19 protein-coding genes and 1 tRNA gene are annotated in these 23,904 nt (G+C 45.8%); 16 read left to right on the forward strand and 4 right to left on the reverse strand.

Annotated elements, in window-relative coordinates; all coding sequences use genetic code 11:
* Positions 1 to 193 precede the first annotated feature (193 nt).
* The gene (gene crtO, locus QUB12_RS25075; protein ID WP_333308903.1) at positions 194 to 1,891 is read left to right on the forward strand and encodes a beta-carotene ketolase CrtO; all 1,698 of its coding nucleotides are present in this window, start codon (positions 194 to 196) and stop codon (positions 1,889 to 1,891) included.
* 72 nt (positions 1,892 to 1,963) lie between these two features.
* On the opposite strand, the gene QUB12_RS25080 is transcribed toward crtO, so the two are convergent.
* Positions 1,964 to 2,092, reverse strand: a complete 129-nt coding sequence (locus QUB12_RS25080) for a hypothetical protein (protein WP_333308905.1) — start codon at positions 2,090 to 2,092, stop codon at positions 1,964 to 1,966.
* Positions 2,093 to 2,379: 287 nt separating this feature from the next.
* On the opposite strand from QUB12_RS25080, the gene QUB12_RS25085 reads away from it, so the two are divergent.
* From QUB12_RS25085 to QUB12_RS25100, 4 genes are all read left to right on the forward strand, one after another.
* The gene (locus QUB12_RS25085; protein WP_333308907.1) at positions 2,380 to 3,480 is read left to right on the forward strand and encodes a saccharopine dehydrogenase NADP-binding domain-containing protein; all 1,101 of its coding nucleotides are present in this window, start codon (positions 2,380 to 2,382) and stop codon (positions 3,478 to 3,480) included.
* Between the two features lie 400 nt (positions 3,481 to 3,880).
* Positions 3,881 to 4,231, forward strand: a complete 351-nt coding sequence (locus QUB12_RS25090; RefSeq protein ID WP_333308909.1) for a hypothetical protein — start codon at positions 3,881 to 3,883, stop codon at positions 4,229 to 4,231.
* Between the two features lie 287 nt (positions 4,232 to 4,518).
* Positions 4,519 to 5,040: a hypothetical protein gene (locus QUB12_RS25095; RefSeq protein WP_333281901.1), complete on the forward strand. Its 522-nt coding sequence runs from the start codon at positions 4,519 to 4,521 to the stop codon at positions 5,038 to 5,040.
* 690 nt (positions 5,041 to 5,730) lie between these two features.
* A complete protein-coding gene (locus tag QUB12_RS25100) occupies positions 5,731 to 7,065 on the forward strand; it encodes a hypothetical protein (protein WP_333144191.1) in 1,335 nt (444 codons plus the stop codon).
* 308 nt (positions 7,066 to 7,373) lie between these two features.
* Here the strand turns inward: QUB12_RS25100 and QUB12_RS25105 are convergent, their stop codons facing one another.
* Complete coding sequence (locus QUB12_RS25105) at positions 7,374 to 7,718, reverse strand: hypothetical protein (protein ID WP_333308911.1); 345 nt, start codon at positions 7,716 to 7,718, stop codon at positions 7,374 to 7,376.
* Between the two features lie 112 nt (positions 7,719 to 7,830).
* Between QUB12_RS25105 and QUB12_RS25110 the strand changes: the two genes are divergently transcribed.
* The 8 genes from QUB12_RS25110 (at position 7,831) to QUB12_RS25145 (ending at position 17,423) form a co-directional block, all read left to right on the forward strand.
* Positions 7,831 to 8,724, forward strand: a complete 894-nt coding sequence (locus QUB12_RS25110; RefSeq protein ID WP_333308913.1) for an ion channel — start codon at positions 7,831 to 7,833, stop codon at positions 8,722 to 8,724.
* A gap of 79 nt (positions 8,725 to 8,803) precedes the next feature.
* Positions 8,804 to 9,130 (forward strand): DUF433 domain-containing protein, encoded by a 327-nt coding sequence (locus QUB12_RS25115; protein ID WP_333308914.1) that lies wholly within the window; start codon positions 8,804 to 8,806, stop codon positions 9,128 to 9,130.
* 3 nt (positions 9,131 to 9,133) lie between these two features.
* Positions 9,134 to 9,475 (forward strand): DUF5615 family PIN-like protein, encoded by a 342-nt coding sequence (locus QUB12_RS25120; RefSeq protein WP_333308916.1) that lies wholly within the window; start codon positions 9,134 to 9,136, stop codon positions 9,473 to 9,475.
* Between the two features lie 6 nt (positions 9,476 to 9,481).
* Positions 9,482 to 9,727, forward strand: coding sequence for a DUF433 domain-containing protein (locus tag QUB12_RS25125; protein ID WP_445300675.1), 246 nt, complete (start codon positions 9,482 to 9,484; stop codon positions 9,725 to 9,727).
* Positions 9,728 to 9,772: 45 nt separating this feature from the next.
* Positions 9,773 to 10,948: an exonuclease SbcCD subunit D gene (locus QUB12_RS25130; protein ID WP_333308919.1), complete on the forward strand. Its 1,176-nt coding sequence runs from the start codon at positions 9,773 to 9,775 to the stop codon at positions 10,946 to 10,948.
* 247 nt (positions 10,949 to 11,195) lie between these two features.
* Positions 11,196 to 14,237 carry an SMC family ATPase gene (locus QUB12_RS25135; RefSeq protein ID WP_333308921.1) on the forward strand — a complete coding sequence of 1,014 codons (3,042 nt, stop codon included), beginning with the start codon at positions 11,196 to 11,198 and terminating at the stop codon, positions 14,235 to 14,237.
* Between the two features lie 86 nt (positions 14,238 to 14,323).
* Positions 14,324 to 15,493, forward strand: a complete 1,170-nt coding sequence (locus tag QUB12_RS25140) for a pyridoxal phosphate-dependent aminotransferase (RefSeq protein WP_333308932.1) — start codon at positions 14,324 to 14,326, stop codon at positions 15,491 to 15,493.
* Positions 15,494 to 15,509: 16 nt separating this feature from the next.
* The gene (locus QUB12_RS25145; RefSeq protein WP_333308923.1) at positions 15,510 to 17,423 is read left to right on the forward strand and encodes an aminopeptidase P family protein; all 1,914 of its coding nucleotides are present in this window, start codon (positions 15,510 to 15,512) and stop codon (positions 17,421 to 17,423) included.
* A gap of 488 nt (positions 17,424 to 17,911) precedes the next feature.
* Here the strand turns inward: QUB12_RS25145 and QUB12_RS25150 are convergent.
* Together QUB12_RS25150 and QUB12_RS25155 are read right to left on the reverse strand one after the other, a co-directional pair.
* Positions 17,912 to 17,984 (reverse strand) — tRNA-Thr (locus tag QUB12_RS25150).
* Between the two features lie 140 nt (positions 17,985 to 18,124).
* Entirely contained in the window at positions 18,125 to 20,281 is a 2,157-nt protein-coding gene (locus QUB12_RS25155) for a WD40 domain-containing protein (RefSeq protein WP_333308924.1), read from the reverse strand.
* A 382-nt stretch (positions 20,282 to 20,663) separates the two neighbouring features.
* Between QUB12_RS25155 and QUB12_RS25160 the strand changes: the two genes are divergently transcribed.
* From QUB12_RS25160 to cysW, 3 genes are all read left to right on the forward strand, one after another.
* Complete coding sequence (locus QUB12_RS25160) at positions 20,664 to 21,821, forward strand: sulfate ABC transporter substrate-binding protein (RefSeq protein ID WP_333308926.1); 1,158 nt, start codon at positions 20,664 to 20,666, stop codon at positions 21,819 to 21,821.
* A 241-nt stretch (positions 21,822 to 22,062) separates the two neighbouring features.
* Positions 22,063 to 22,923 (forward strand): sulfate ABC transporter permease subunit CysT, encoded by an 861-nt coding sequence (cysT, locus tag QUB12_RS25165; protein WP_333144181.1) that lies wholly within the window; start codon positions 22,063 to 22,065, stop codon positions 22,921 to 22,923.
* Complete coding sequence (cysW, locus tag QUB12_RS25170) at positions 22,913 to 23,791, forward strand: sulfate ABC transporter permease subunit CysW (protein ID WP_333308928.1); 879 nt, start codon at positions 22,913 to 22,915, stop codon at positions 23,789 to 23,791. The genes cysT and cysW overlap by 11 nt, the downstream gene beginning before the upstream one ends.
* Positions 23,792 to 23,904: the final 113 nt, after the last annotated feature.

Here is a 23,904-nt window from a genome sequence, read left to right on the forward strand (position 1 = left end):
TTGGATTCAGGCGATCGCTCTTAAAATCAGAGAGAAAATCACGGCGATCGCAGTTAAAAATTTGCTACACGCTATCTCTTTTGTAAGATGCTCAAACTACTCTCTTAAGATGAATCTATTTCTATTGGTAGAGCCTGTCAACTTGTTAAGATTTGTAAAATGAGCAAAATATCTTATCCCCAGAGCTTCATCTATGCAAACGTATGACGTGATTATCATAGGCGCAGGTCACAACGGACTCGTCTGTGCCTCTTATCTGCTGAAAGCTGGATATACCGTCCTGTTGTTAGAAAAACGTTCGGTTCCCGGAGGCGCGGCAACTACTGAAGCTGCGATTCCCGAATTGCCGGATTTTAAATTCAATTTGTGCGCGATCGACCACGAATTTATCCATTTAGGGCCAGTTGTAGAAGAATTAGAGCTGGAAAAATACGGTTTAGAATATCTTTTCTGCGATCCAGTGGCCTTTTGTCCGCATCCCGATGGGAAATATTTCTTAGCGCACAAATCCGTAGAAAAAACTTGTGCTGAAATTGCCCGCTACAACGAGCGCGATGCTAAAAAATATGCCGAATATACAGACTTTTGGCAGCGGGCTTTAGGTGCAATGGTTCCGATGTTTAATGCGCCACCAAAATCCATCATAGATATTCTGGGCAACTACGATATTTCAAAGATAAAAGATTTATTGTCAGTCATCGGTTCCCCCGACAAAACGCTGGACTTTATTCGCACGATGCTCACCAGCGCCGAAGACCTTCTCAACGAGTGGTTTGACGAGGAATTTATCAAAGCACCCCTAGCAAGATTAGCCGCAGAACTCGGCGCGCCTCCTTCGCAAAAAACCCTGGCGGTAGGCGCAATTATGCTAGCAATGAGGCACAATCCCGGCATGGCAAGACCGCGCGGCGGGACGGGTGCATTAGTGCAAGCGCTGCTCAATTTAGTGAAAAGCTATTCCGGTGTGGTACTTACCGACCAGCACGTCGAAAAAATATTAGTTGATGATGGTCGCGCTGTCGGAGTTCGAGTTGCCGGCGGCACGGAATACCGCGCTACAAAAGGTGTCATTTCTAATATTGATGCTAAGCGCTTGTTTTTGCATTTAATGGATGATAGCGATGTCGATGCTGCCGACCCGGATTTGCGGGAAAGATTGGAGCGCAAAATTGTTAACAACAACGAGACTATTCTCAAAATAGACTTAGCTCTCAATGAAATGCCCAAGTTCGATCGCTGGAACCATCGAGACGAGTATTTAATGGGGTCGGTGTTAATTGCAGACTCGGTGAGACACGTTGAAATTTCTCACAGCGAGCCTTCAATCGGCAGAATTCCTGACTCCGATCCGTCGATGTATGTGGTGTTTCCGACGGTACGAGACCCGTCAATGGCTCCTCCCGGACACCATACAGCTTGGATTGAATTTTTTGCTCCTTACATGATCGAAAATGCTGAAGGAACCGGCCAGCACGGTACGGGTTGGACGGATGAGCTGAAAAACAAAGTTGCCGATCGCTGCATTGATAAATTAGCAGAATATGCACCTAATATCAAGAATTCCATTATCGGCCGCCGGGTGGAAAGTCCGGCAGAATTGGGAGAGCGTTTGGGTGCTTTGAAGGGGAATTATTACCACGTTGACATGACGCTGGATCAGATGATATTTTTCCGTCCTTTGCCGGAGTTGGCGAATTACAAAACGCCGATCGACGGTTTGTTCCTGACGGGGGCGGGAACGCATCCGGGCGGCTCGATTTCGGGTATGCCGGGACGCAATACTGCTCGCGTTTTCATGCACTCGCAGCAGCCTTTCGCGCAGACTTTCGCAGATGCGGCTAATACTCTGAAAGCGAAGGGTAAGTCGATATTTCGGAGTAATGAGAAGTAAGATTTTTAGCAACCGCAGATGAACGCAAATAAACGCAGATGTGATTCATCTGCGTTTGTTTGTATTAATTTATCAGTGTGCAAGTGCGATAATTCTTTCTGGTTGATTTCCTGTGAATGGAAAACGATTTGCGATCGCCATCAATACCCTTTCTAAATCCTGTCCATCTTTCGCGCTTGGTGGCGACGGTTTGCGTTTCATCAAATCTGTTTAAATATTTTGGGATCAGAGAGTATATTCTATCGATAAAATTCTCAATATTACAAGAACAACTTAACGCTGAAGGCATTTTTCAACTTAGTGTCGCAGCCAAACCTCTAATGAAAGCAGAACAGGCAAGTCCCTGCTAGAAGTCGCTCCCCATCGGCATATCAGGGCGATCGCCGATCCCCACCATCTCGAATTCTCATAAAATTCATACTTTATGCGGATGAAAACGCCGGCCCCAAGTTGAGAAACTGAGAAATGGCGTTACCCTTTTTTTAGCGATGGCAAACCGAGTTTTGATTGTCGGCGGGCGGGGACGAATTGGCAGCAGTGTTGCCCAAGACCTTGTTACCCATACCGACGCGGAAATTACTGTTACCGGACGCAATTCTGAAGCCTCTATTGGGGCGGGATTGCCGCCCGATCGGGTGCAGTACCAAACTTTTGATTTAGCGGACAGTGCAGCCCTGCACAAAGCTGTTTCAGGGTCTAATCTTGTGGTTCACTGTGCGGGGCCTTTTCACTACCGAGACGCCGGCGTGCTGAAAACTTGCATCGAAGCAGGTGTTAATTATACTGATGTCAGCGACAGCCGCAGTTTTACTCGCAGGGCTTTAGAATTGCGCGAAACAGCTAAAAATGCTGGGATTACTGCTATTATTAACACGGGCATTTTTCCCGGTGTGTCTAATAGCATGGTGCGCCGAGATGTGGAACAATTAGATGAAGCAGAACACATCCATTTGAGTTATGTTGTCGGAGGTTCTGGCGGTGCTGGCGTTACCGTTATGAGAACTACTTTTTTAGGCTTGCAAACGCCTTTTGATGTTTGGGCCGATCGCAAGTGGCAGCAAGTAAATCCCTACAGCGATCGCGAAACAATTGAATTTCCCGCACCCTATGGTCAAACAGGGGTTTACTGGTTTGATATGCCCGAAGCAATCACTTTGCCCGAAACTTTCCCCGTCAAATCTGTTGTGACTAAATTCGGTACGTCTCCCGACCTTTACAATCACCTTACCTGGTTTGTTGCTAAGTATTGGCCGACTAGCTGGCTCAAAAATAACTCCGTGATTGAATTTCTCTCCTACGTCAGTTATGGGATGACCAGTGTTACTAATAGTTTTAGTGGGGTTGGTGTGGCAGTGCGATCGCAAGTGACCGGTCTCAAAAACGGTCAACCCGCTAAAGTTTGCTCGACAGCGATACACCCCAGTGCTGCCGTCGCTACGGGCATCGGTACTGGCAGCATAGCTCAATTAATGTTAGAAGGAAAGCTGCAAAAACCGGGCGTTTGGTCGGTAGAGCAAGCTCTTTCTACCGAACTATTTGAACAAGCGATGCAGATTCGCAACCTCGATATTAATCAAGAATGGTTGTAACTTTTGGCTTTAAATCCGTTGGAATGTTTCTCCAGTTGCGAATAACTGAAATAGGGTAGCAATCTCAATTAGCCTTTCATAAACAGGCTTTGGGGTCTGTTATCCAAGAAGGTTTATTTGTTGTGGAACGGGCACTCCTAGCCTGTTAGTGAGCATGGTACGTGATGTGAGGAATTTTCTATTTAGGAGCGGAGAGAACTAATCTATCTTTTGGTAGAAGTAAAGTTAACGAGCAGGCGTTTAATATATTTCACAACACGGTAAATCTCCCTTTTCGCTGTATCTAGGTGCAGCACTTGCAACAAAAGTTGCCCCGATCGCTAAATTTTGAAAGGTGCGATCGCAGTGAAGGGGCGACAAACACCATAATTTTTGCGGAAAAATACGAGGAGAAGTTGATATGAAGCGGGTTTTAAAAGCTCTCGGACAAACATTGAGCCAAAGCATTTTGCTGGTATGTACGCTGGCTTTCATTGGTCTGCTAAGTCTAGCGGTAGTACCCAGTCAGGCTGCTTACGCAGGTCAAGACAGAACTCAGGCGCCGCCAGAAGCTAAAATTACTGACCCCGCAGAAAGTTTCGAGGATCTCAATCCCCAAGCAGCTTACGAAGAAATAGTCAAAACCTCTCAAAATCCTGCAAACGTCGAGAAAGCTTACGACGAAAGCTTAAAGGAGTACAAGGGAGAACACCCGCAAGAAGGCATAGTTCAAAAAGCTGAAGATTTGATCGAAAAGGTCACGGGCAACTAATAAATCAAGAGATTTAGATATAACTCAAGTTGCTGGTAAATACACAGCTTCACTGAGTACACAATTGAGCCGATCTCAGAACTCAGTTGAACATAATTATCTAGGGTGCGCCTCGGCGCACCTTATTGCTTGAGAGTAGCGTATAAAACTCGTTTTTGAGTCGAGAAGTATGTTCTCATTTCCCTGCTTTTTAAGCTAGCAGATTCATCCTCAAGGCAGATGAATAGATATGAATTTAAAAGGTAAATTTAATAATAGTTACATTTAGATAAAAGGAAAAAAATATCATGAGCGATGACAAAAAAACGGTACATGAACCTGATGCTAACCTAGACCCGATTTCCGGGGAAAAGGGAGCTCATCCAGTCGCAACGGGTATTGGTGCGGCGAGTGCGGGTGCTGCGGGTGCGGCGATCGGCGGTGCGATCGGCGGGCCTGTAGGAGCAGTTGTGGGCGCTGTTGTGGGTTCGTTTAGCGGCGGTTTGGTGGGCAAAGGTGTGGGCGAGGCGATCGACCCCACGGTAGAAGATGCTTACTGGCAAAGCAACTACAGTTCCCGTCCTTACGCCGACACGAGCACAACTTACGAAGACTATCAGCCTGCATACCGCACTGGTTATGAGGGATACAGCCGCTATGGCGCTACTGGTAAGAAATACCACGAGATCGAACCGGATTTGCAGCGCGACTACGAAACAAATCGCGGTAAGTCTAATGTGAATTGGGAAAAAGCGAAGCACGCCACGCGCGACGCTTGGGATCGGGTGGAACGCGCTGTCCCTGGTGACATTGACAAAGACGGCCGCTAAGAGCGATCGCAAGTATTTTTCAGTCTTGGACGCACACAAACTAAAGCGTTTCGGTTATTTTTAGCCGGGTACCGGAATGCAGGGAAGTGTTTTGATAAAAAAACCCGGTTGCTGCGTCTTGGACTGTTGTTGATAGGTTGCACAGTTTTCAACGCGAGATTAGCGAAGTTTTTGGGGATTTTGAGCCTCTCTCTACATCGGAGAGGGGTATTTTTAGGTTAAGTTGAAATCGCATTTTTCAGCAAGATTTTTATTTCACAGGAGTGTTGGCTGTGAGATCGCGAAGGAATGAGAATTAAATAACTTACACTCTTGAAAGTGGGGAGTAGGGGTTGGGCGTCCCGCCCGCCATTTTTGGACGGGCGGGACGCCCATCCCACCATAACAATTAAAATTGTAAGTTATTTAATTCGGGCTCCTAAGCCAGATGTATAGGCAAAGCTTTGCGGGACGATCGCACTCGTAATAAACGCTTTTTACCAAATTGGGATGCTTCCGTTTGAGATTAACATTTTTTTTTGACTATTAGCCTTAAAATTAAACTAATTCAGGACTGAGGCATCATCGCATATTTTTGTCATTGTTCGCGATGCGCTTTCTTCAATCGCAGCCGGATCGTAAAGCGTCGGTGGCTTCAAGTCCGATAATTGTTAAAAATCTAAATCCTCTCATTCAAAATCGGTATTACTTGTGGATGAAATGTTGGAAAGAGCTTGGACACTCAAGCAAAATTTAATTGACTTTGTTCTAGATGCTGAGGGAGAGTTGGCGGTAGCTTTGGAAGCTTATGCTGCAGCTCGATCGACCGGCGAGCGCTACGATATTGCTCAGCAAAATCAAGTGATTGACAGTTTTACAGTCGAAGGTAAAGTCGGAGACAAAACGCCGATCGACCTATTTGTCGAAAGTCAGCCGGATTTAACCGAGAGCGATCGTAGCTTGCTGGAAAGTTGGGAGCACAGAAGCTTCGCTGGCTTATTTGAAATCACTCAACTTTTCCCCGACAGGTTTGAACTGATGAACTGGCTGACGGCAAAGCACTACGTTGTCAAGCCCAACAGTCCTAATTTTCTTGCAGAAATGTCTCGCTTTAAGTTAGGAGAAATCTTGCGAGCTCGGATTTCTCCCCTCACCGATGACTGGTGGATACTTTCGAGCTCTCCCATCCTCATGGGGAAATTGGGTAAGCCGAAGTTGGCGGTGGCGATCGGCAATTTCAAGCAAAATCAGAAAAATAACCTGTACAGCGATGCGCCGGAATTGTTAGAGCAAGCTTGGCAGTCGGTAGAACACTACCACGAAGATTTTACCGAATTTTTTGGCAGTGAGGAATTGACGCTATCGGGATATCACCTGAATAAACAGTTGGCCCAATTTCAGGAATTTATCACTAAAAAACGCCTAGCTGATATGGGCGTTGATGGAAGTAAATCTCTGGCGGATATCGTGGAAGATGCCGGAGTCGATCGAGAAGAAGTCAAAGCAGCAGCAATCGCGGCTGCAGGTGCTGATGCTAAAGCAGTTGAGGTAATGCTCGACAGCAATGCTAGTTCAAAAATGGTAATGCCGAAAGTCGAATTGCCCGATCGCTTCAAGAAAGCCGAACAGGTGACAGCACTTTCTCATCCTCGCTGGGGACAAACCTTTTTGTCTACTTACGCTCAATTTACTGCACTGCTAGCAGCCGAAGATTTTTCAACCGTTCCCGGTTACGAAAAGCTAGTGCGTAACTATCTCGAAGATACTGCAATTAATGTCTGGATTTGGCAACGGTTAGCTAAAGTTAATCCAGCGAAATTAGAACAAATTTTGCAAACTGTATTGCAACGTAAAGACTTTCAGCTCGATCGCGATTTAGATGCCTTGCTGCAAGAGTTTAAAAAACCCTTAGAACCCGAACTCCCGGAAATTGCCAGCGTTCCCGTGCATCTGCACAACTTATTTCAGGAAGCTTTAGGCGAAGTTAATAAGTCAAAGTCCAAGCCGCAGGAGAAAAAGAAAAGCTCTAAAGGCTTTAAATCCTAACCAGCTAAGTTCGTGGCATACTGCTATGCCCTAATGCGCCGGCTTCTTCGCCAACGGATACTCGTTGAGATGGCCACAGCCCACGGACAGCAGAAACAGAGTGGCAATTTCAAGTATGAGTGCGATCGACCCTAGCCATTTTGGGCGCGTTATGTTCGCATTCCTCGGATAATAAACCATTGAACAAGCTCACAGCTAGCTGTGAGCTTATTGCCCGGTAATATAACTCAAATAGCTTTGCAGTCAGGACTTTAGTTTTTCTTCACCGCGATCGAAAGAACTGAAGTCCTCACTACAAACACCTTTTGTTAATCTTCAACTCGTCGGACAGCCATGCGTTGCAGCGGCAGGCTGAGTATGCTAGAAGCAGTCAACAAGTAAGAAAGAACCGTAGTCAGCTTCAAACTGAGCAATAACCAGCTATCCTCTGGTAGGTGAAGTTTTAGCCCGAAAAAAGAGATGCAGTATACTATCCAGTAAGTAAAGCTCATCTTGATTAGGATTTCTTCGCTCAAAGTGCGTGAAGCGAAGCTATCCCGTAGGGAATCGTCCGTTGGCTGCGAGTTGCGATTATCACTCAGCAGGACTAGACCCGCAATAGAAGCCACAAAAGAAACCATAACGAGATAGTCATGCCAGTTAAGCTCAACCATTTCTAAACTCCGCTTTTATCCGAATTTTTGGAATCAGACATCAGTCTAAAGGATAAGTTTTCCCGGTCAAAGCAATAGTTACAAATTGAAACAGCCGCAGTTACAAATCGCAATGAAAATCAACCGCAATCACCAGCCACAGGCTCGTTTAGTCAGTCGCCAAGGACAATTCCCCTTAAATATTGTCAAGTTGGGAGTACCTCGCCTGCATTTTGCCGACCTCTACCACAGGCTGCTAACTCTTTCTTGGCCGCGATTTTTTATGCTGATTTGTCTCTCCTATACAGTCACGAATTCTTTATTTGCCTTAGCATACTTGGCGGGAGGAGATTGCATTGCTAACGCGCGGCCGGGTTCTTTCCCAGATGCCTTTTATTTCAGCGTGCAAACAATGGCGACGATCGGCTACGGCTCTATGTATCCGCGCACGGATTACGCTAATACTATAGTCGCGATCCAAGCGCTTTTTGGTTTGTGGGGAGTGGCGATGGTGACGGGACTGGCTTTTTCGAGATTTTCTCGACCAACAGCTAGAGTTATCTTCACCCGGGTAGCTGTGATCGCTCCTTTCAACGGCGTTCCGACTCTGATGTACCGCACAGCAAATCAGCGTTTTAACCAAATTTTAGAAGCGCAGCAGCGAGCTACTTTGATCCGTGACGAGGTAACACCGGAAGGAGAATTTATGCGGCGTTTTTACGATTTGCAATTGATGCGGAGCCATTCTCCGGTTTTTGCATTAACTTGGACGGTTATGCACGCAATTGAGGAGAGCAGTCCTTTGTACCAACTTACTGCTCAAGATTTGATGGAACAGCAAGCGGAAATTGTAATTACGTTAACAGGAATTGACGAAACAGTTTCGCAAACTATTCATGCGCGACATTCTTTTGTGGCGTCTGAAATTATGTGGAATATGCGGTTTGTAGATATTCTTTTGAAATCGGCAACGGGAGGGCGGGTGGTTGATTATACTCGGTTTCACGATGTGAAGCCTGTTGAATGAAAGTTTTGATTTAGCCACCAGTGCTAGAATACCTGTATGGCAAAAAAAATTAATATTCATGACCTCAATAATTACAAAGATGACACTGAAAGAATTGCAACCGCAACTCTTGGCTTTAACTCCCGAAGAGAAGGCTCAAGCTATAGAATTACTAGCCCAAAGTTTAAGAAAATTTTGGTCGGGAATTCAAAAGACTCCCGGCGTGTGCGGCGGCGATGCTTGCATCAGACAAACGCGAATTCCTGTTTGGGTACTGGTGAATGCTCGCGGTTTAGGTATTTCTGAAGCTGAACTCCTAGAAGACTATCCGACTCTGCGTGCCGCTGACTTGGCGAATGCTTGGGCTTATGCTGAGGCATATCCTGATGAGATTGAAACAGCAATTAGAGAAAATGAGGAAGATTGAAAAGTGGCGCGTTTCTATGCAGATGAACAATTTCCGAGGCGGCTTGTGGAATTGCTGAGGACTTTAGGCCACGATGTCCTTACCGTACAGGAAGCAGGAAATGCTAATCAACAAATTCCTGATGAAGAAGTGTTAGCTTTTGCAGTGAGTATTGACCGCGCTATTTTAACGCTCAATCGCCGTCATTTTATCAGGCTGCATACATTACAACCAGACCATGCTGGTATCATTGTTTGTAAAGATGATTCAAATAGGGATAGGCTGGCTTTACGGATTAATGAAGCTATTGCTAATCGAGAAACAGTGAGAAGTTTACTGATTCGAGTTAACCGTCCTTCGGAGTGAGTAGAAATGATAGAATACCTCTGGTATGGAATTCAAAAGACTCCCGGTGTCATGGGCGGTGAAGCCTGTATCCGAAAAACGCGGATTCCTGTTTGGCTGTTAATAAGTTATCGCCGTCAAGATGCCACCGATGCTCATATTTTAGAAGGTCATCCCTATCTCTGTGCAGCAGATTTGGTGAATGCTTTTAGTTATGCTGAGGCATATCCTGATGAGATTGAAACAGCAATTAAAGAAAATGAGGAAGATTGAAAAGTGGCGCGTTTCTATTAACATAAACAAAATACTCCTCGTACTATGCGAATAATTCATACTGCTGACTGGCATTTAGGGCGGCGTTTCCGAGGGATCGATCGCACTTCCGAAATTGCGATCGCCCTCGAACAGATTTTGAAGCAAGCAAAAGCCTTGGATGTCGATGCTGTACTCGTTGCCGGCGACATTTTCGACGTGCCCAACCCTCCCGCTTACGCCGAACGCATTGCTTATAACTTTTTCTGCGAACTCCAAGCGGCAGGAATTCCCGCAATTGCGATCGCCGGTAATCACGATTCGGCCTCCCGCATCGACAGCATCGCGCAATTGCTTTCCCTCGCCGGTGTTCGCGCTTTAGGCAAACCCAGGCTTTCCGCCGACGGTGGCACAATTACTCTTAATACAAAAAGCGGTAAACTTTGTGTGGGAGCGATGCCTTTTGCTTCCGAACAAAGACTGTTAGATGCTAATTCTCTCTGGCAGTCTGGCGATGCCGATCGCCGAAAAGATTACCGCGAAATCGTAGCATATTTACTAGAAGATTTAACCAGGGAGTTTAGAGACAATACTGTCAATTTTCTCATGGGACACATGAGCATTGACGGCGCTCGATTGGCAAAATCCGAAGTCGCTTATTACACGCGAGAAAAATATCTGCTGTCCTCGGAAACTCTGCCGCCGGAAGCTCAGTATGTTGCCCTCGGACATATCCACATTCACCAGCGAATTTCTGAGACTTCTCCCGCTTATTATTCCGGTTCTTTGATTCAGTTAGATTTTGGAGAAGCGGAACAGGAAAAAGGATTTTGCTTGATAGAAGTTGAGCCGGGAAGTCAGGCAAAGGTGGAATTTAAGCCTGTGGCTTGCCACAAGCCGTTAAAAGTGCTTAAATGTCATAACGACAATCTTGATGAAACTTTAGAAGCTCATCAGTATCATCCTGGTTTCTTGAAAGTAATTGTCGAACTGGACAGTCCGCAAATCGGACTTGCCGATCGAGTGCGCCAAATCTGTTCCCAAGCGCTGTTAATTGAACCGCGCTATCCAGATGCAGCGCTAGAAGCAACAGAAATAACTAATATCGATCCCAATAATTTCGATCCGGCAGCAGAGTTTTGTAACTATTATCAAAACCGCTTGGGAACGACACCGAAACCGGCAGTATTGGAGGAATTTCAAAACTTGTACAAGAAGTTTAAGGAAACAGTTAATAATTAAATGCGTAAAAAGATACAATAACTGGTTCCCAGGCTCCGTCTGGGAACCAATATCCAGAGGCTCTGCCTCGCGCTTAAATAGGAAAAGATACAATAACTGGTTCCCAGGCTCCGTCTGGGAACCAATATCCAGAGGCCCTGCCTCGCGCTTAAATAGGAAAATTCGAGGCAGAGCCTCCGGATCTGCTTTACCAGGCAGAGCCTGGTAAAGAGTAATAGAAATCCACCATCTAAAATCTAAAATCAGTATGCGTCCACTCGAACTTATTCTCGAAGGATTTACCAGCTTCCACCGCGAACAGCGTTTAGATTTTTCTCAACTCGATTTGTTTGCCATTACTGGTGCTACAGGTGCGGGCAAATCTTCACTGCTAGATGCCATGACTTACGCTCTTTTTGGCACTACTACTCGCAGTGGCAAACAAGTAAGTGATTTGGCGAGCCAAGGCAGCGAAAATTTAAAAGTGCAGTTGCGTTTTGCTGTGGGTTCGGCACAGTACCGGGTGACGCGAAGGTGGCGTTTCCGTCCGAAATATCCTGAAAATAAGGTGATTTTGGACAACTGGCAAAATGGCCAATGGGAAACTTTGGGAACGAGTATTGTTGCTGTTCAAAATACCATTGAACAGATTTTAGGAATGGATTTTGATACTTTTACGCGAGCAATTGTTCTGCCTCAAGGCAAGTTTGATGAGTTTATTAAAGGGGATACTTCAAAACGCCGGGAAATTTTGCGACAGCTAGCAGGATTTGAGATTTTTGAGCAGATGCGGAAGGAAACAAATGAACTCGCAAAGTTGCTGAAACAAGAACGGGAAATGGTGGAAAGGCAGCTAGCTGAGCTGAGTGCGCCGACGGCGGATGAGGTGGATCAAAGACGATCGCAACTTTTGATTTTAGAGCAGCAGTTGCCTGAGTTCGATCGCGCTGTGATGAAAGCTCAGAAGGCTCTAGATGAAGAGGAACAGCTATTTTCGCAAATCGCTCGCTGGCAAGAGTTACAACAACAATTGGCCCAATTAAATGCTAATTCCGCTGAAATGGAAATTTTAGCACAGCGTTTAGAAAGAGCGCAAGCTGCCAATCATTTACAGGGAGATTGGGCTTTAGTGCGATCGGCTCGCAGTCAGTATGAAACTGCCGAAAGTGCCTCGGTGGCAGCGAGAAAGCAGTTAATTAAAGCTCGCTCTGAGCTGGCAGTAGAGCAGCAGCAACTTGACGCGGCAAAAGCCAAAGAAGAGGTGCTAGCGCCACAAATTAAGGCTCGCGAAGATGCTCTAGCTACTGCTAAAGTATATGAAGAACAGCGCGCTCAATTAGAAAAAGAAGTTGCGCTTGCCCAAAAAATTCAACAGGAAAAACTCCGCTTTTTTATGGCTGCAGATAAAGACCTGCAAGCTGCTAACACTAAAATTCAAGGTGCGGGTTTTCGAGTTACTCAAGCAGCGGCACAGCTCGAACAGTATGCGCGGGGAGGAAAGCGTTTAGAGCAATTGCAGCAAATTTCACCCTTATTGATGGAACTTCAGCTAATTACCAAGCAGCAAAAGACTCAGCAAGAACAGTTGGATAAATCTCTGGCGCAGAAGGAAAGCGCTCAAAAAAATTATGTGAAGGCTACCACTAATTTAGAAGCCGTTGAACTCAGGCTAAAAGAGTGCGCCCGCGAGTTAGAAGTGGCGGAAACCGCTAATGCGGAAGCGGCACGTTTAGAGAGTGTGGCTGCTATCAGAATGTCGCTGAATTCTGGCGATACTTGCCCGGTGTGCGGGGGGGTGCATCCTGAGAGCGAGAGCCTGCCTCCTTTGCCAGATTCTAATATTGTCGATGTCGCTGATTTGCGGCGGAAATTGGCGGCGGCAAATCAGCTTTTTCAAGATGCTCAAAGGTTGGCTGCTGAGGCAAAAAGTACAGCTTCAGCTTGCCAGCAAAAAGAGTCGGAAATTGCTCAAATGCTCGAATTAACAGCGAATAGAGTTGCCGAATTGCAGCAGCAAATCACTCAAATTCTGGAAAATCCTCAGTGGGAAAGCTTGGGGTTGCAGCAGGAGTTGGCAATCCTTAAAGAGAGCGATCGCCAATACCGCGAAACCGAACAGCAGTTCCAACTGGCATCATTGGAATATGATAATTTTCAGGAAAGATTTAATTTGGCGGTGGCGACTCAAGCAGCTAAACAGCAGGAATATCAAGATGCGATCGCCGAATCAGACCGCCGCCAGCAGCAGTTCCAAAGTTGTGTAAATGCGCTTTATCAAATTACCGAATATCAACCTTATGCTAATTTAGCAAAAGTCTTAGAACAAGACAAGCAAGACTTGGCAAATCTGCTAAAAGTTGCCGAAAAATCCTATCAAACTGCTCAAAATAAGGTTATTCAAGCCGCAGAGAGAGAGCAACAAGCTGGAGAGGCTTTTGGGCAAGCCCAAGCCCAGAAACAGCAGCTAAACCTGGATTGGTCAGCAAAATTAACGGCGGCTGATTTCACAGAAGAGACATTTTTAGCAGCGGTTGCGACAGTTAAGGAACAATCAGAATGGGAAAATGCTATTCGCTCTCACCGCGAATCAAAAATTCAGTTAGAGACGCGGGCGAAAGATTTGAGCGAGGCGATCGCAGGCAGAACTACCGATGAAAATACTTTAGCACAAGTGCGATCGGCAAAACGTACCGCCCAAGAAAACCTTAAACAAGCCAACAACAACCGCGCCGAACTTTTAGCTTGGATTCAAGTAGCAGCCCAAAATCTCGAACAAGCCGAAAGACTGTCACAGCAAATCACAAATTTCACAGAACAAGAGCAAACTTATCACACCTTAGCGCAGAATCTCAAATCCAACGAATTTCAATCCTACATTTTAGAACATTTAGAAGCAGAATTAGTCGGCAGCGCCACATTAATTTTGCAAGAATTAACCGAAAATCGCTACAAACTAAAAAACCAAGACGGCGAATACTGGGTAGCAGATAATTGGAACGGCGGCGAAGCTAGACGAGTGCGAACCCTTTCCGGCGGCGAAACCTTTGCAACTTCCTTATCAATGGCTTTAGCTTTGTCAGAGAAACTGTCTCAAGGGGCTCACTTGGGCAGCTTGTTTCTCGATGAAGGATTTGGTACTTTAGATACCGAAACTCTCGAAAGCGTTACTCAAATTTTAGAATCTTTGCGGCAGCGAGACAGGCTGATTGGAGTCATTACCCACGTTCGAGAATTGGGCGAAAGATTGCCCGCACAAGTTAAAGTGTTTAAGTCCCCGCAAGGTTCTAAAATAGAATTACATAGATCCTGAAGTGGAGGCGCGTGTATGAAATAGTAAACTTGCTTAAGGACGTACATTCTCACTAAATCTGCCCCTACAATTACCTATAATATATGATGAAAAATCACGCGACCCGAATGCAATCGGTACAGTCGCCAATAATTCCCGTAGTTGGCGAACTGATTCGCCAAAATCCGGGAACGATATCATTAGGACAAGGCGTAGTTTACTACAATCCGCCACAAGAATCATTTGAAAAAATCCCCGAATTCTTCGCCAATCCCGACAATCACAAATACAAAGCCGTGGAAGGAATTCCACAATTACAGGATGCAATCGCAGCCAAACTAAAAACAGATAACGACATAGAAATTAACAGCAACAACTGCATTGTCGTTACCGCCGGCAGCAACATGGGATTTACCAACGCCATTCTCGCTATCACTTCGGCGGGGGACGAAGTTATTATCCCATCACCTTATTACTTCAATCACGAAATGGCGGCTATTATGGCAAATTGCCGACCAGTGATAGTAGAAACCGACGCAAACTATCAACTTAATATCGATGCTATAAAAAAAGCAATTACTGACAAAACGCGAGCCATAGTCACCGTTTCACCCAACAACCCAACTGGCGTCGTTTATCCTGGCGAAGCACTCCGGGAAGTTAACGAAATTTGTCGCCAGCACAACATCTATCACATCAGCGATGAAGCCTACGAATATTTTACTTATAACGGCGTCCAACACTGTTCGCCCGCCGCTTTTCCCAACAGCAGCGAACATACAATTTCTCTGTTTAGCCTCTCCAAAGCATACGGTTTTGCGAGTTGGCGGATCGGGTATATGGTAATACCAGAACACTTGCTCGTTTCTGTGAGAAAGATTCAAGATACCATCTTAATTTGTCCGCCCGTAATTTCTCAGTATGCAGCCCTGGGAGCCTTGCAAGTTGGTAGAGGTTACTGCGATAATTATGTAAGGGCGATCGCATCCGTGCGCCAACTCGTATTAGACGAACTCAATACTATCCAAAATTTGTGTACAATTTCCCCAGCCTGCGGAGCTTTCTACTTTTTCTTGAAAGTTGATACTGAACTCGATACAATGGAATTAGTAGAACAATTAATTCGCGAATATCACGTAGCAGTCCTTCCCGGTACAACCTTCGGCATGGATAACGGCTGCTATTTGCGCGTTGCTTACGGTGCTTTGGAGAAAGCAACCGCCACCGCAGGTATTAGGAGATTAGTTAAAGGTTTGAAGACAATTTTAAACAAGTAAAATAGGAAATTTAAAAATGGTTGCCACGAACTTGAAAGCAAATACAAATATTCAAGATACCTCCGCTGCCAAACTGGCAGACTTGCGTGATTTGATGGCAGATTACGACTTAGATTGCTATTACATACCAGCGGTTGACGAACACTTAAATTTATCAGTTCCAGCAGCGAAGCAGCGGCGAGCTTGGATGTGCGGTTTTACGGGCTCCGCTGGTGATTTGTTGGTTGGCAAAGATTCCGCTTGGTTGTTTGTGGATTCCCGCTATTACGAACAAGCCGAATTGCAAGTCGATACTGGAATTATTCAAATATCGAAACTCGGCTTAGAAGGAAATTTAACGTTAATTGAAACTTTAGAAAAACTGGCTGTAGAATCTGCAGAAAAATCAAGGAAAATTCGCATGGGTTTTGACCCGTTTACCGTAGCGACAGAGCAATATCAAAATTGGGTGAAAAAATTTGCAACTGCGGAGATTGAGCTCATACCAATCCGGGAGAATTTGACAGACAAAGTGCGATCGCAAACTCCTTGGCAAACAGCAGAGACTTTACCCGCGATTGATGCAGAGCCAATATTTAGCTTACCTGCATCCCTGACAGGAGAAACCGCCGCCGAAAAATTAGCCAGAGTCAGGGAAGCGATGCAAAAAGCCAATATCGATGTGCTTCCGATTACCAACCTGAATCAAATAGCGTGGCTGTTCAATCTCCGAGGCTCGGATATTCCCCACATCCCCATTTTCATATCCTATGCCATTGTCACCACAGATTCAGCGTTTTTGTTTACAAATCCCGAACGAATTTCACCAGAAATCAAGCAAGAATTGCGTGCGGATGTAACTTTGCTTCCCTACGCAGACTATCCGCATACATTAGAAACTTGCGTAAATTTGCCACATAAAGTTCGGGTACTTTTAGACCCGAAACACAGCACAGCAGGCACGTACCAGTTAATATTAAACCATCAAGAAGCGCAGTTTTACAACATCGAAATAGTTTTTAAGGCACATCCGGTAGAAGGGATGAAAGCTCGCAAAAATCCCGTAGAAATTGAGCAGATGAAATCAGCCAATTTTAAAGCAAGTCGAGCGAAAACTTTGACTTTAAAGTGGTTGACAGAACAGCTAGAAAATGGTAAGGTAGTTACCGAGTTTGATGTCAAAGAAAGCATCGAACATTTTTACCAGCAAGAAACAGATTTTCAGACTTTAACTTTTAGAACGATCGCCGGTGCGGGAGCCAATAGCTCGATCGTACATTACGGAACCCCCAGCCCTGAAATAACGTTAAAACCGGGGGAACTGCTGTTATTGGACTCAGGCGCGCAATATTTAGCAGGTACAACCGACGATACGAGAACAGTAAGTATCGGAGAACCGACGGCGCTACAAATAGAACACTACACAACCGTCTTAATCGCGCACATCAACTGTGCAATGCAGCAATTCCCCAAAGGAACAACGGGAGCGCAATTAGATGCGATCGCCCGTGCGGTATTATGGCAAGAACAGCTAGACTACGGACACGGTACAGGGCACGGAGTCGGCGCGTTTTTAGCAGGCCACGAAGGGCCAAACGGCATCAGCAAATCTGTGCAGTATCCCCTGGAAGCCGGAATGGTAACAAGCATCGAACCGGGATATTACGAACCGGGATGGGGCGGAATTCGCATCGAAAATCTCTATGTTGTCAGGGAAATGCCCTCAAAAAACGGTTCGGTTTGGTACGGATTTGAATCGCTGACGTATATTCCGTTTGAGCGCAAATTAATAAATGTCGATCGGCTGTCAAAGACTCAACTAGCATGGTTGAATAATTATCATGCTGCTGTAGTCGAGAAACTGGAACCCGTACTTGATGCAGCAACAATTGAATGGTTGAAAAAAGCAGCCGCACCCTTTGTGATATCAATTCCGGTTGCACCGGAATGATACCGAGGACACTGCAATGCTCATAGATGTCAACTTAAGGTCAAACCGAAAGTCCGACAGGGGTTGAAACCCCTGTCTCAAAGCGAAAGTCCTCTTAAGAGGACTGAAGAACTCATTAAGCTGTCGCGCCGCGCCTTTAAATTGCATATTCAGGGCGGGCGGGACGCCCACCCCACAAGAGTTAGATTGTTTTTTGACAGACAATTTAAATGCAGAACAGCTTAGTCCTCTTAAGAGGACTTTTGCTATTAGACAGGGAATTCATTCCCTGGCGGACTCGCGGGCTGACTAACGGGCTGGGCTGGCTGACAGCTTAAGTTGACACCAATGGGCACAGTGCGGTGTCCCTACGCCAAAATAATATTGTAGTATTGTAGGGAAACAGCACGTGCAGTCTCCTGATTTCTTAAAAAACAGAATACCAAAATCCCCGACTTCTCCAAGAAGTCGGGGATTTAAGATACAAACATTTAGAGCATTTAGAGTAAAGCTGGTGACAGGATTTGAACCTGCGACAGGCTGATTACAAATCAGCTACTCTACCAACTGAGTTACACCAGCAGTGAAACTTAATATAGCAAACTTATAGTGATTAGCGCAACCCCCCCAGCCAACTTTTTTTTCAAATTCGCTCAAAACCCCTCCCCGTAAGGGCAAAACCGGAATTGTCTGCCCGCTGCCCACAGCCCACTGCCAATTAACTAATCGCAGCGCCAAATCTTAATCGTCTGATCCGCACTCCCGCTGGCGAGCAAATTGCCCGAAGGTGCGATCGCCACCGAGTACACCGTACCCGAATGTCCCTTAAGACTGGTCAACAACTCCCCCGTCTGCAAATTCCAAATATTAATCGTATTATCATCGCACCCGCTAGCCAAAGTCAAACCGTCCCGACTGATAGCAACCGACTCGCCCCGACTCACATAATTTTGCAAAATATGCAGCGCCTCATTCGTTCCTAAATTCGTTACACCCTTTCCCCTCCCAGAATTAGTATTTAAAATCCGCAACAAACTGCCCGTCTGCAAATTCCGCAGCTTAATCGTATAATCATTGCTCACGCTAGCAAGAATCTGACCATCCGGCGCGATCGCCACAGAATTCACCCCAACATTCAACCCCGAAAGAGTCCGCAGCAACTTGCCACTTTCCACATCCCAAACCTTGCTCGTCGCATCCGAACTACCACTCGCCAATATTTTACCGTCTGGGCTAAAAACCACCGCATTCACATTGTCAGAATGACCCCTCAAAGTCCGCAGCAACTCGCCACTCCGCAAATTCCAAAGCTTAATCGTATTATCAGCCCCGCCGCAGCTAGCAATTACCAGGCCCTTCGGGTTAATCGCCACCGAATTCACCTCCATAGAATGTCCCGGAAAAGTACACAGCAAATCACCGTTGTGCAAATTCCAAAACTTAATTGTTTCGTCCGAACTGCCGCTGACCAACATTTTTCCGTCATAGCTAATAGCAACTGAATTTACGCGATCGGAATGTCCCGTCAGAGTGCCAATTAATTCCGTGGTTTCTAAATCCCAAATCTTAATAGTTTTATCCCAACTACCGCTAGCCAAAATTTTGCCGTCAGGGCTAATCGCCAGAGAATTCACAAACGATGAATGTCCCGGCAGCGTATATACACACCGCCATTTCTGATGTTTTAATTTGTGAGCTAATTCCTTCACGCGCTTAGCTGCAGCCTCAGCTTCCTCTCTGCGTTTGAGTTCAGCCTCCTCCAAACGCTGGCGTTCCGCCCTAGCTTTCGCCTCTCGCAGCGCCAGCCGCCGCATCTCTCCCTTATAGACTATTCGCTGCTGCTCCTGAATTTCTTTAAGAGTTTCAATATACGGTTTTGCCCAATCTTTAGAAAACCATTCCTGAGCAAATTCCGCCTCTAATGTAAATAGCTGAGGTTCGTGAGTAAAATCGATATTTAAATAATACAAATCCGCTAAAAAAGCCGCCAATAATTTGTGAATTGTCACAATTATTTGCCTAATAATCCGCAAGCTCAGCTTTCTATCTTTTCCCTCCGCCTCCAACTGGTGATAAACCTCTTCCCAATTCCAAGGCTGCATCGCCACTAGAGAAACGCTCTGATTGATGACTCCCCAAAAACCCACATGAAAATTAACTTCATAATCGCTGATATCGCTGTACAGTATAGCTGTCGGTACGGGAGACAACACAGTCTGCAACCGCTCCACATCAATATCAGAAATGGATTTTTTGAAATAGTCTCCGTAAAACTGAACCGGGCACAACTCTCCGTGCGGGGGGTAGTGCTGGTTCAAAAAAGCTCTTAACTTAGCCGGCAGCTCGATATTCAGATTGTGGCGAAACGAATCGGGGCAATCTTGGCTAATTTTTGCGGGAGCAACTAACAGCAGCAATCGGTGCTGTTGCTGCTGCAAAATCTGTTCAGTTTCCTGCCTGCTCAAATTAGAAAACCAGTTGTCCCTGTCCCAAATTGTTTGAATTTCGTTCAGCTTAACTCGAATTGCTTCGGATTGAAACTCCCGCATTAAGTCGCGGCAAAGCCGACTAATTGCCCGCTTATCTCTTACTTCTTGTGCCTTAATTCGATTAGCCCGTTCTTCCTTTACCCTTTCTTCTGCGTCGGCGATCGCGATTAATTCTTGTTCTCTGGCCTGCTGCCGCTGCAAATATCTCACTTGTGCTTTAATCCAGCGGGGGTCTTTTTTGATTTGCTGGTTCAAAGCTGAAGAACCAGAGGGCTCAATTTCTGCATAGCGTTCGTTGACAGCGCTTGCTCCCAATCTTTCTCCCAATTCCGAGGCTACAGGCTTCAACAGTTCAATTAGGGTGTCTGAGACTGGGCGGGGTAAGGACATACCAGTTAAAACTTTTTCTTACTTAAGGGCGATCGCGCGAGTCAGACATATCCCCCTGGGGCGGGGACTCTTGGCAGGGCTATTAGATTTGGGCGATCGGCCGATGCTATATGTAAGGCGTATCGTGCAGGCGAATCGTGCAGCCGCGCCAGCTTAGCACCTTAACTTAATAATAATATTTATTTATACACTTTACATTTTACCCCGAATCTGACTAGAAAACACCGACGGAAAAGACTTCAGGATATGCGATCGACCCTGAGTTCCCCCAATTTGTTTTTTTTGTTGCCATTTCACTCGCTCTTGTCTATAATCGTACTTCACAACCATAATTACGGTATTCCTACCTAAAAACCGTACTTTATCTAGAGGAACAAATATAATGAGCCCGTGGCAACGCCTAACTCAACACCTTCACTGGCCGCAACAGCCACCAGCCGGTACAAATAAATCATTGACTGGGCTGAAAAGATTTGTGTCACTATTTTTAGTGGGAATAACTTTAAGTCTAGCCGTTGCATCCTGCGGCCAGGGAACCACCAACAACCCCGCAGCCAGTCCCGGCAGCAGTCCAGGCGGTGCTAGCCCAGCAGCCAACAAAGGCAACGTAGAATTAACCCTAGTATCCTTCGCCGTCACCAAAGCCGCCCACGAAGCGATAATTCCCAAATTCGTAGAACAATGGCAAAAAGAAAAAGGCCAAACCGTCACCTTCAACCAAAGCTACGGCGGTTCCGGTTCCCAAACTCGCGCCGTAATTGACGGTTTAGAAGCAGACATCGTACACCTAGCCCTCGCCCTCGACACCGCAAAAATCGAAAAAGCCGGACTCATTGAGCCTGGATGGGAAAAAGAAGTCCCCAACGAAGGCATAGTCAGCAAATCCGTAGGAGCAATAGTCACCCGCGAAGGCAATCCCAAAGGCATCAAAACCTGGGAAGATTTAAGCAAAGACGGAGTAAAAGTGATTACTGCCGATCCTAAAACATCAGGCGTTGCCCGCTGGAATTTCCTCGCACTCTGGGGATCGGTTGTTAAAACCGGAGGAGACGAAACCAAAGCATTAGACTTGACTACTAAAGTCTACAAAAACGTCCCCATCCTGACTAAAGACGCCCGCGAAGCCACCGACGTATTTTTCAAACAAGGGCAAGGCGACGCCTTAATTAACTACGAAAACGAGATTATTTTGGCTGGTGAGAAAGGCGAAAAACCGACTTATAGTATTCCCGAAGTCAATGTTTCGATCGACAATCCCATTGCCATTGTCGATAAAAACGTTGATAAACACGGTACTCGCGAAGTCGCCGAAGCATTTGTCAAGTTTCTCTACTCCCCAGAAGCTCAGCGAGAATTTGCCAAAGTAGGCTTCCGCCCAGTAGATGCGACAGTAGCGGCGGAACCAGAATTTGTCCAAAAATATGCCCCCATCAAAACCCTATTTACAGCTCAAGACTTAGGAGGTTGGGGAGATATTCAGAAAAAATTCTTCGATGACGGAGCTGTTTTTGACAAAATCCAAGGTTCAATTAAACAGTAGTGGCCGGGGCGGGTTTACGAGTTGATTGGTTTTAGTCAAATACGATCGGTAAAACCCGTATCTGGTATGGCGCCTCGCTGCTAGATATGCGATCGCGCCTTGCAGATTGTAGGATGGCGACGCACCCTACATCTATCTAATGAGCCGGGGCGGGTTTACCAGATGATTGGTTTTAGGCAATTATTTTTGGTAAAACCCGCCCCTACAGCAATTATTCTTTCCAACTCAAAACTATTGACTTATGGCTGGATCATCTGCAATCAGTAACCCTCAATCTCCGATCGAAAATATCAAAAAGGGGCTGGGCAAAATAACATTACCTTGGGGAATCACCCTAGGCTACCTCAGCTTAATGCTATTCCTCCCAGTTACAGCTATGCTGCTGAAAGCCAGCACAGCAAACCCGGTCGAGTTTTGGAAAATTGCCACCAGTCCGATCGCCCTTTCCGCCTACGATGTCACCTTCTTTACGGCATTAATTGCGGCCTTAATTAACGGAGTCTTCGGCACATTAATTGCCTGGGTATTAGTCCGCTACGACTTTCCCTTAAAACGGATTGTCGATGCAGTCGTCGATTTGCCCTTTGCACTGCCTACCTCCGTCGCCGGTTTAACTCTCGCCACAGTTTACAGCGATAACGGCTGGATTGGTTCGCTTTTTGCACCTTTGGGAATCAAGATATCCTTTACTCGCTTGGGCGTAGGTATAGCGATGATATTTATTTCCTTGCCATTTATAGTTAGAACCGTACAGCCAGTTTTAAACGAGATGGAAAAAGAGATTGAAGAAGCAGCTTGGTGCTTAGGTGCTTCTCAATTTGAAACTTTCTGGCGCGTAGTTTTGCCACCGCTATTTCCGTCTATTTTAACCGGAGTAGCACTCGGCTTTTCGCGAGCGGTTGGCGAGTACGGATCTACTGTAATTGTAGCTTCTAACATACCGTTCAAAGATTTAATCGCGCCCGTATTAATTTTTCAAAGATTGGAACAGTACGACTATGCAGGAGCAACAGTTATCGGCACTGTCATGTTAGGTATTTCCCTGGCAATGCTGTTCGCCATTAATCTCTTACAAGCATGGAGAAGACGCTATGACGGCTAATATCAATTCACCCGCTGGTTACACATTTCCTCCCGCAGGTTCTAGTCGGAGTCAGGAAAAAGCTTGGGTAAAACCAACTTTAATCGGAATTGCGATCGGCTATCTCGCTCTTGTCTTATTTATCCCTACTCTCAACGTTTTTTACCAAGCTTTCCGAAAGGGATTTGAGCCATTTTTTTCTAACTTAACCTCCCCAGATTTTCTGCACGCAGCGCAACTAACCCTGGTAATTTCTCTGATAGTTGTACCTGTAAATACAGTATTCGGTTTGTGTGCAGCCTGGGTAATTGGTCGCAACAAATTTCCGGGTCGGACGCTATTAATCAGCCTTTTAGATGTGCCTTTTGCCATCTCTCCCGTAGTTGCAGGTTTAATGATTGTACTGCTTTACGGTCGGCTAGGATGGTTCGGGTCGTGGCTGGAGGCGGCCAATATCAAGGTTATTTTTGCCTTCCCTGGAATGGTGCTAGCTACTGCTTTTGTTACCTTGCCTTTTGTGGCCCGCGAAGTAATTCCTGTTTTGGAAGAAGTAGGAACAGATCAAGAAGAGGCGGCGAAAACTTTGGGAGCAAATGACTGGCAAATTTTCTGGAATGTCACGCTTCCCAGTATTCGCTGGGGATTGCTTTACGGAGTAATTTTGACCAATGCTAGAGCAATGGGAGAATTTGGAGCTGTTTCTGTGGTGTCGGGAAATATTGCTAAGAAAACGCAAACTTTGCCTTTGTTTGTAGAGGATGCTTACAAGCAGTACGCGACGCAAGCGGCATTTTCGGCGGCGGTAGTTCTCGGTCTTTTAGCAGTTGTTACTCTCGTGCTTAAGGAGATTTTAGAACGCAAAACTAGGATAAAAGAAGTTGAAGAATAGTCATTAGTCATTAGTCATTAGTCATTAGTCATTAGGGATTTAGGGTGCGCGCTGTGAACCTCATCCCTCAAACGATTCATTAGTAAGGTGCGGCGCTATCGACAATCTGGTTG

It is taken from the genome of Microcoleus sp. B7-D4 (genome assembly GCF_036705125.1).
Classification (GTDB): Bacteria; Cyanobacteriota; Cyanobacteriia; order Cyanobacteriales; family Microcoleaceae; genus Microcoleus.

Excerpts from the sequence above, each read along its gene's own strand:
- QUB12_RS25135 (WP_333308921.1), top strand. The coding sequence starts at position 11,196 with ATGCGTCCACTCGAACTTATTCTCGAAGGATTTACCAGCTTCCACCGC.
- QUB12_RS25115 (WP_333308914.1), top strand. The coding sequence starts at position 8,804 with ATGACACTGAAAGAATTGCAACCGCAACTCTTGGCTTTAACTCCCGAA.
- QUB12_RS25125 (WP_445300675.1), top strand. The coding sequence starts at position 9,482 with ATGATAGAATACCTCTGGTATGGAATTCAAAAGACTCCCGGTGTCATG.
- QUB12_RS25130 (WP_333308919.1), top strand. The coding sequence starts at position 9,773 with ATGCGAATAATTCATACTGCTGACTGGCATTTAGGGCGGCGTTTCCGA.
- QUB12_RS25145 (WP_333308923.1), top strand. The coding sequence starts at position 15,510 with ATGGTTGCCACGAACTTGAAAGCAAATACAAATATTCAAGATACCTCC.
- cysW (WP_333308928.1), top strand. The coding sequence starts at position 22,913 with ATGACGGCTAATATCAATTCACCCGCTGGTTACACATTTCCTCCCGCA.
- QUB12_RS25155 (WP_333308924.1), bottom strand. The coding sequence starts at position 20,281 with ATGTCCTTACCCCGCCCAGTCTCAGACACCCTAATTGAACTGTTGAAG.
- QUB12_RS25110 (WP_333308913.1), top strand. The coding sequence starts at position 7,831 with ATGAAAATCAACCGCAATCACCAGCCACAGGCTCGTTTAGTCAGTCGC.
- QUB12_RS25085 (WP_333308907.1), top strand. The coding sequence starts at position 2,380 with ATGGCAAACCGAGTTTTGATTGTCGGCGGGCGGGGACGAATTGGCAGC.
- cysT (WP_333144181.1), top strand. The coding sequence starts at position 22,063 with ATGGCTGGATCATCTGCAATCAGTAACCCTCAATCTCCGATCGAAAAT.
- QUB12_RS25095 (WP_333281901.1), top strand. The coding sequence starts at position 4,519 with ATGAGCGATGACAAAAAAACGGTACATGAACCTGATGCTAACCTAGAC.
- QUB12_RS25080 (WP_333308905.1), bottom strand. The coding sequence starts at position 2,092 with ATGAAACGCAAACCGTCGCCACCAAGCGCGAAAGATGGACAGGATTTA.
- QUB12_RS25090 (WP_333308909.1), top strand. The coding sequence starts at position 3,881 with ATGAAGCGGGTTTTAAAAGCTCTCGGACAAACATTGAGCCAAAGCATT.
- QUB12_RS25105 (WP_333308911.1), bottom strand. The coding sequence starts at position 7,718 with ATGGTTGAGCTTAACTGGCATGACTATCTCGTTATGGTTTCTTTTGTG.
- crtO (WP_333308903.1), top strand. The coding sequence starts at position 194 with ATGCAAACGTATGACGTGATTATCATAGGCGCAGGTCACAACGGACTC.
- QUB12_RS25140 (WP_333308932.1), top strand. The coding sequence starts at position 14,324 with ATGAAAAATCACGCGACCCGAATGCAATCGGTACAGTCGCCAATAATT.
- QUB12_RS25160 (WP_333308926.1), top strand. The coding sequence starts at position 20,664 with ATGAGCCCGTGGCAACGCCTAACTCAACACCTTCACTGGCCGCAACAG.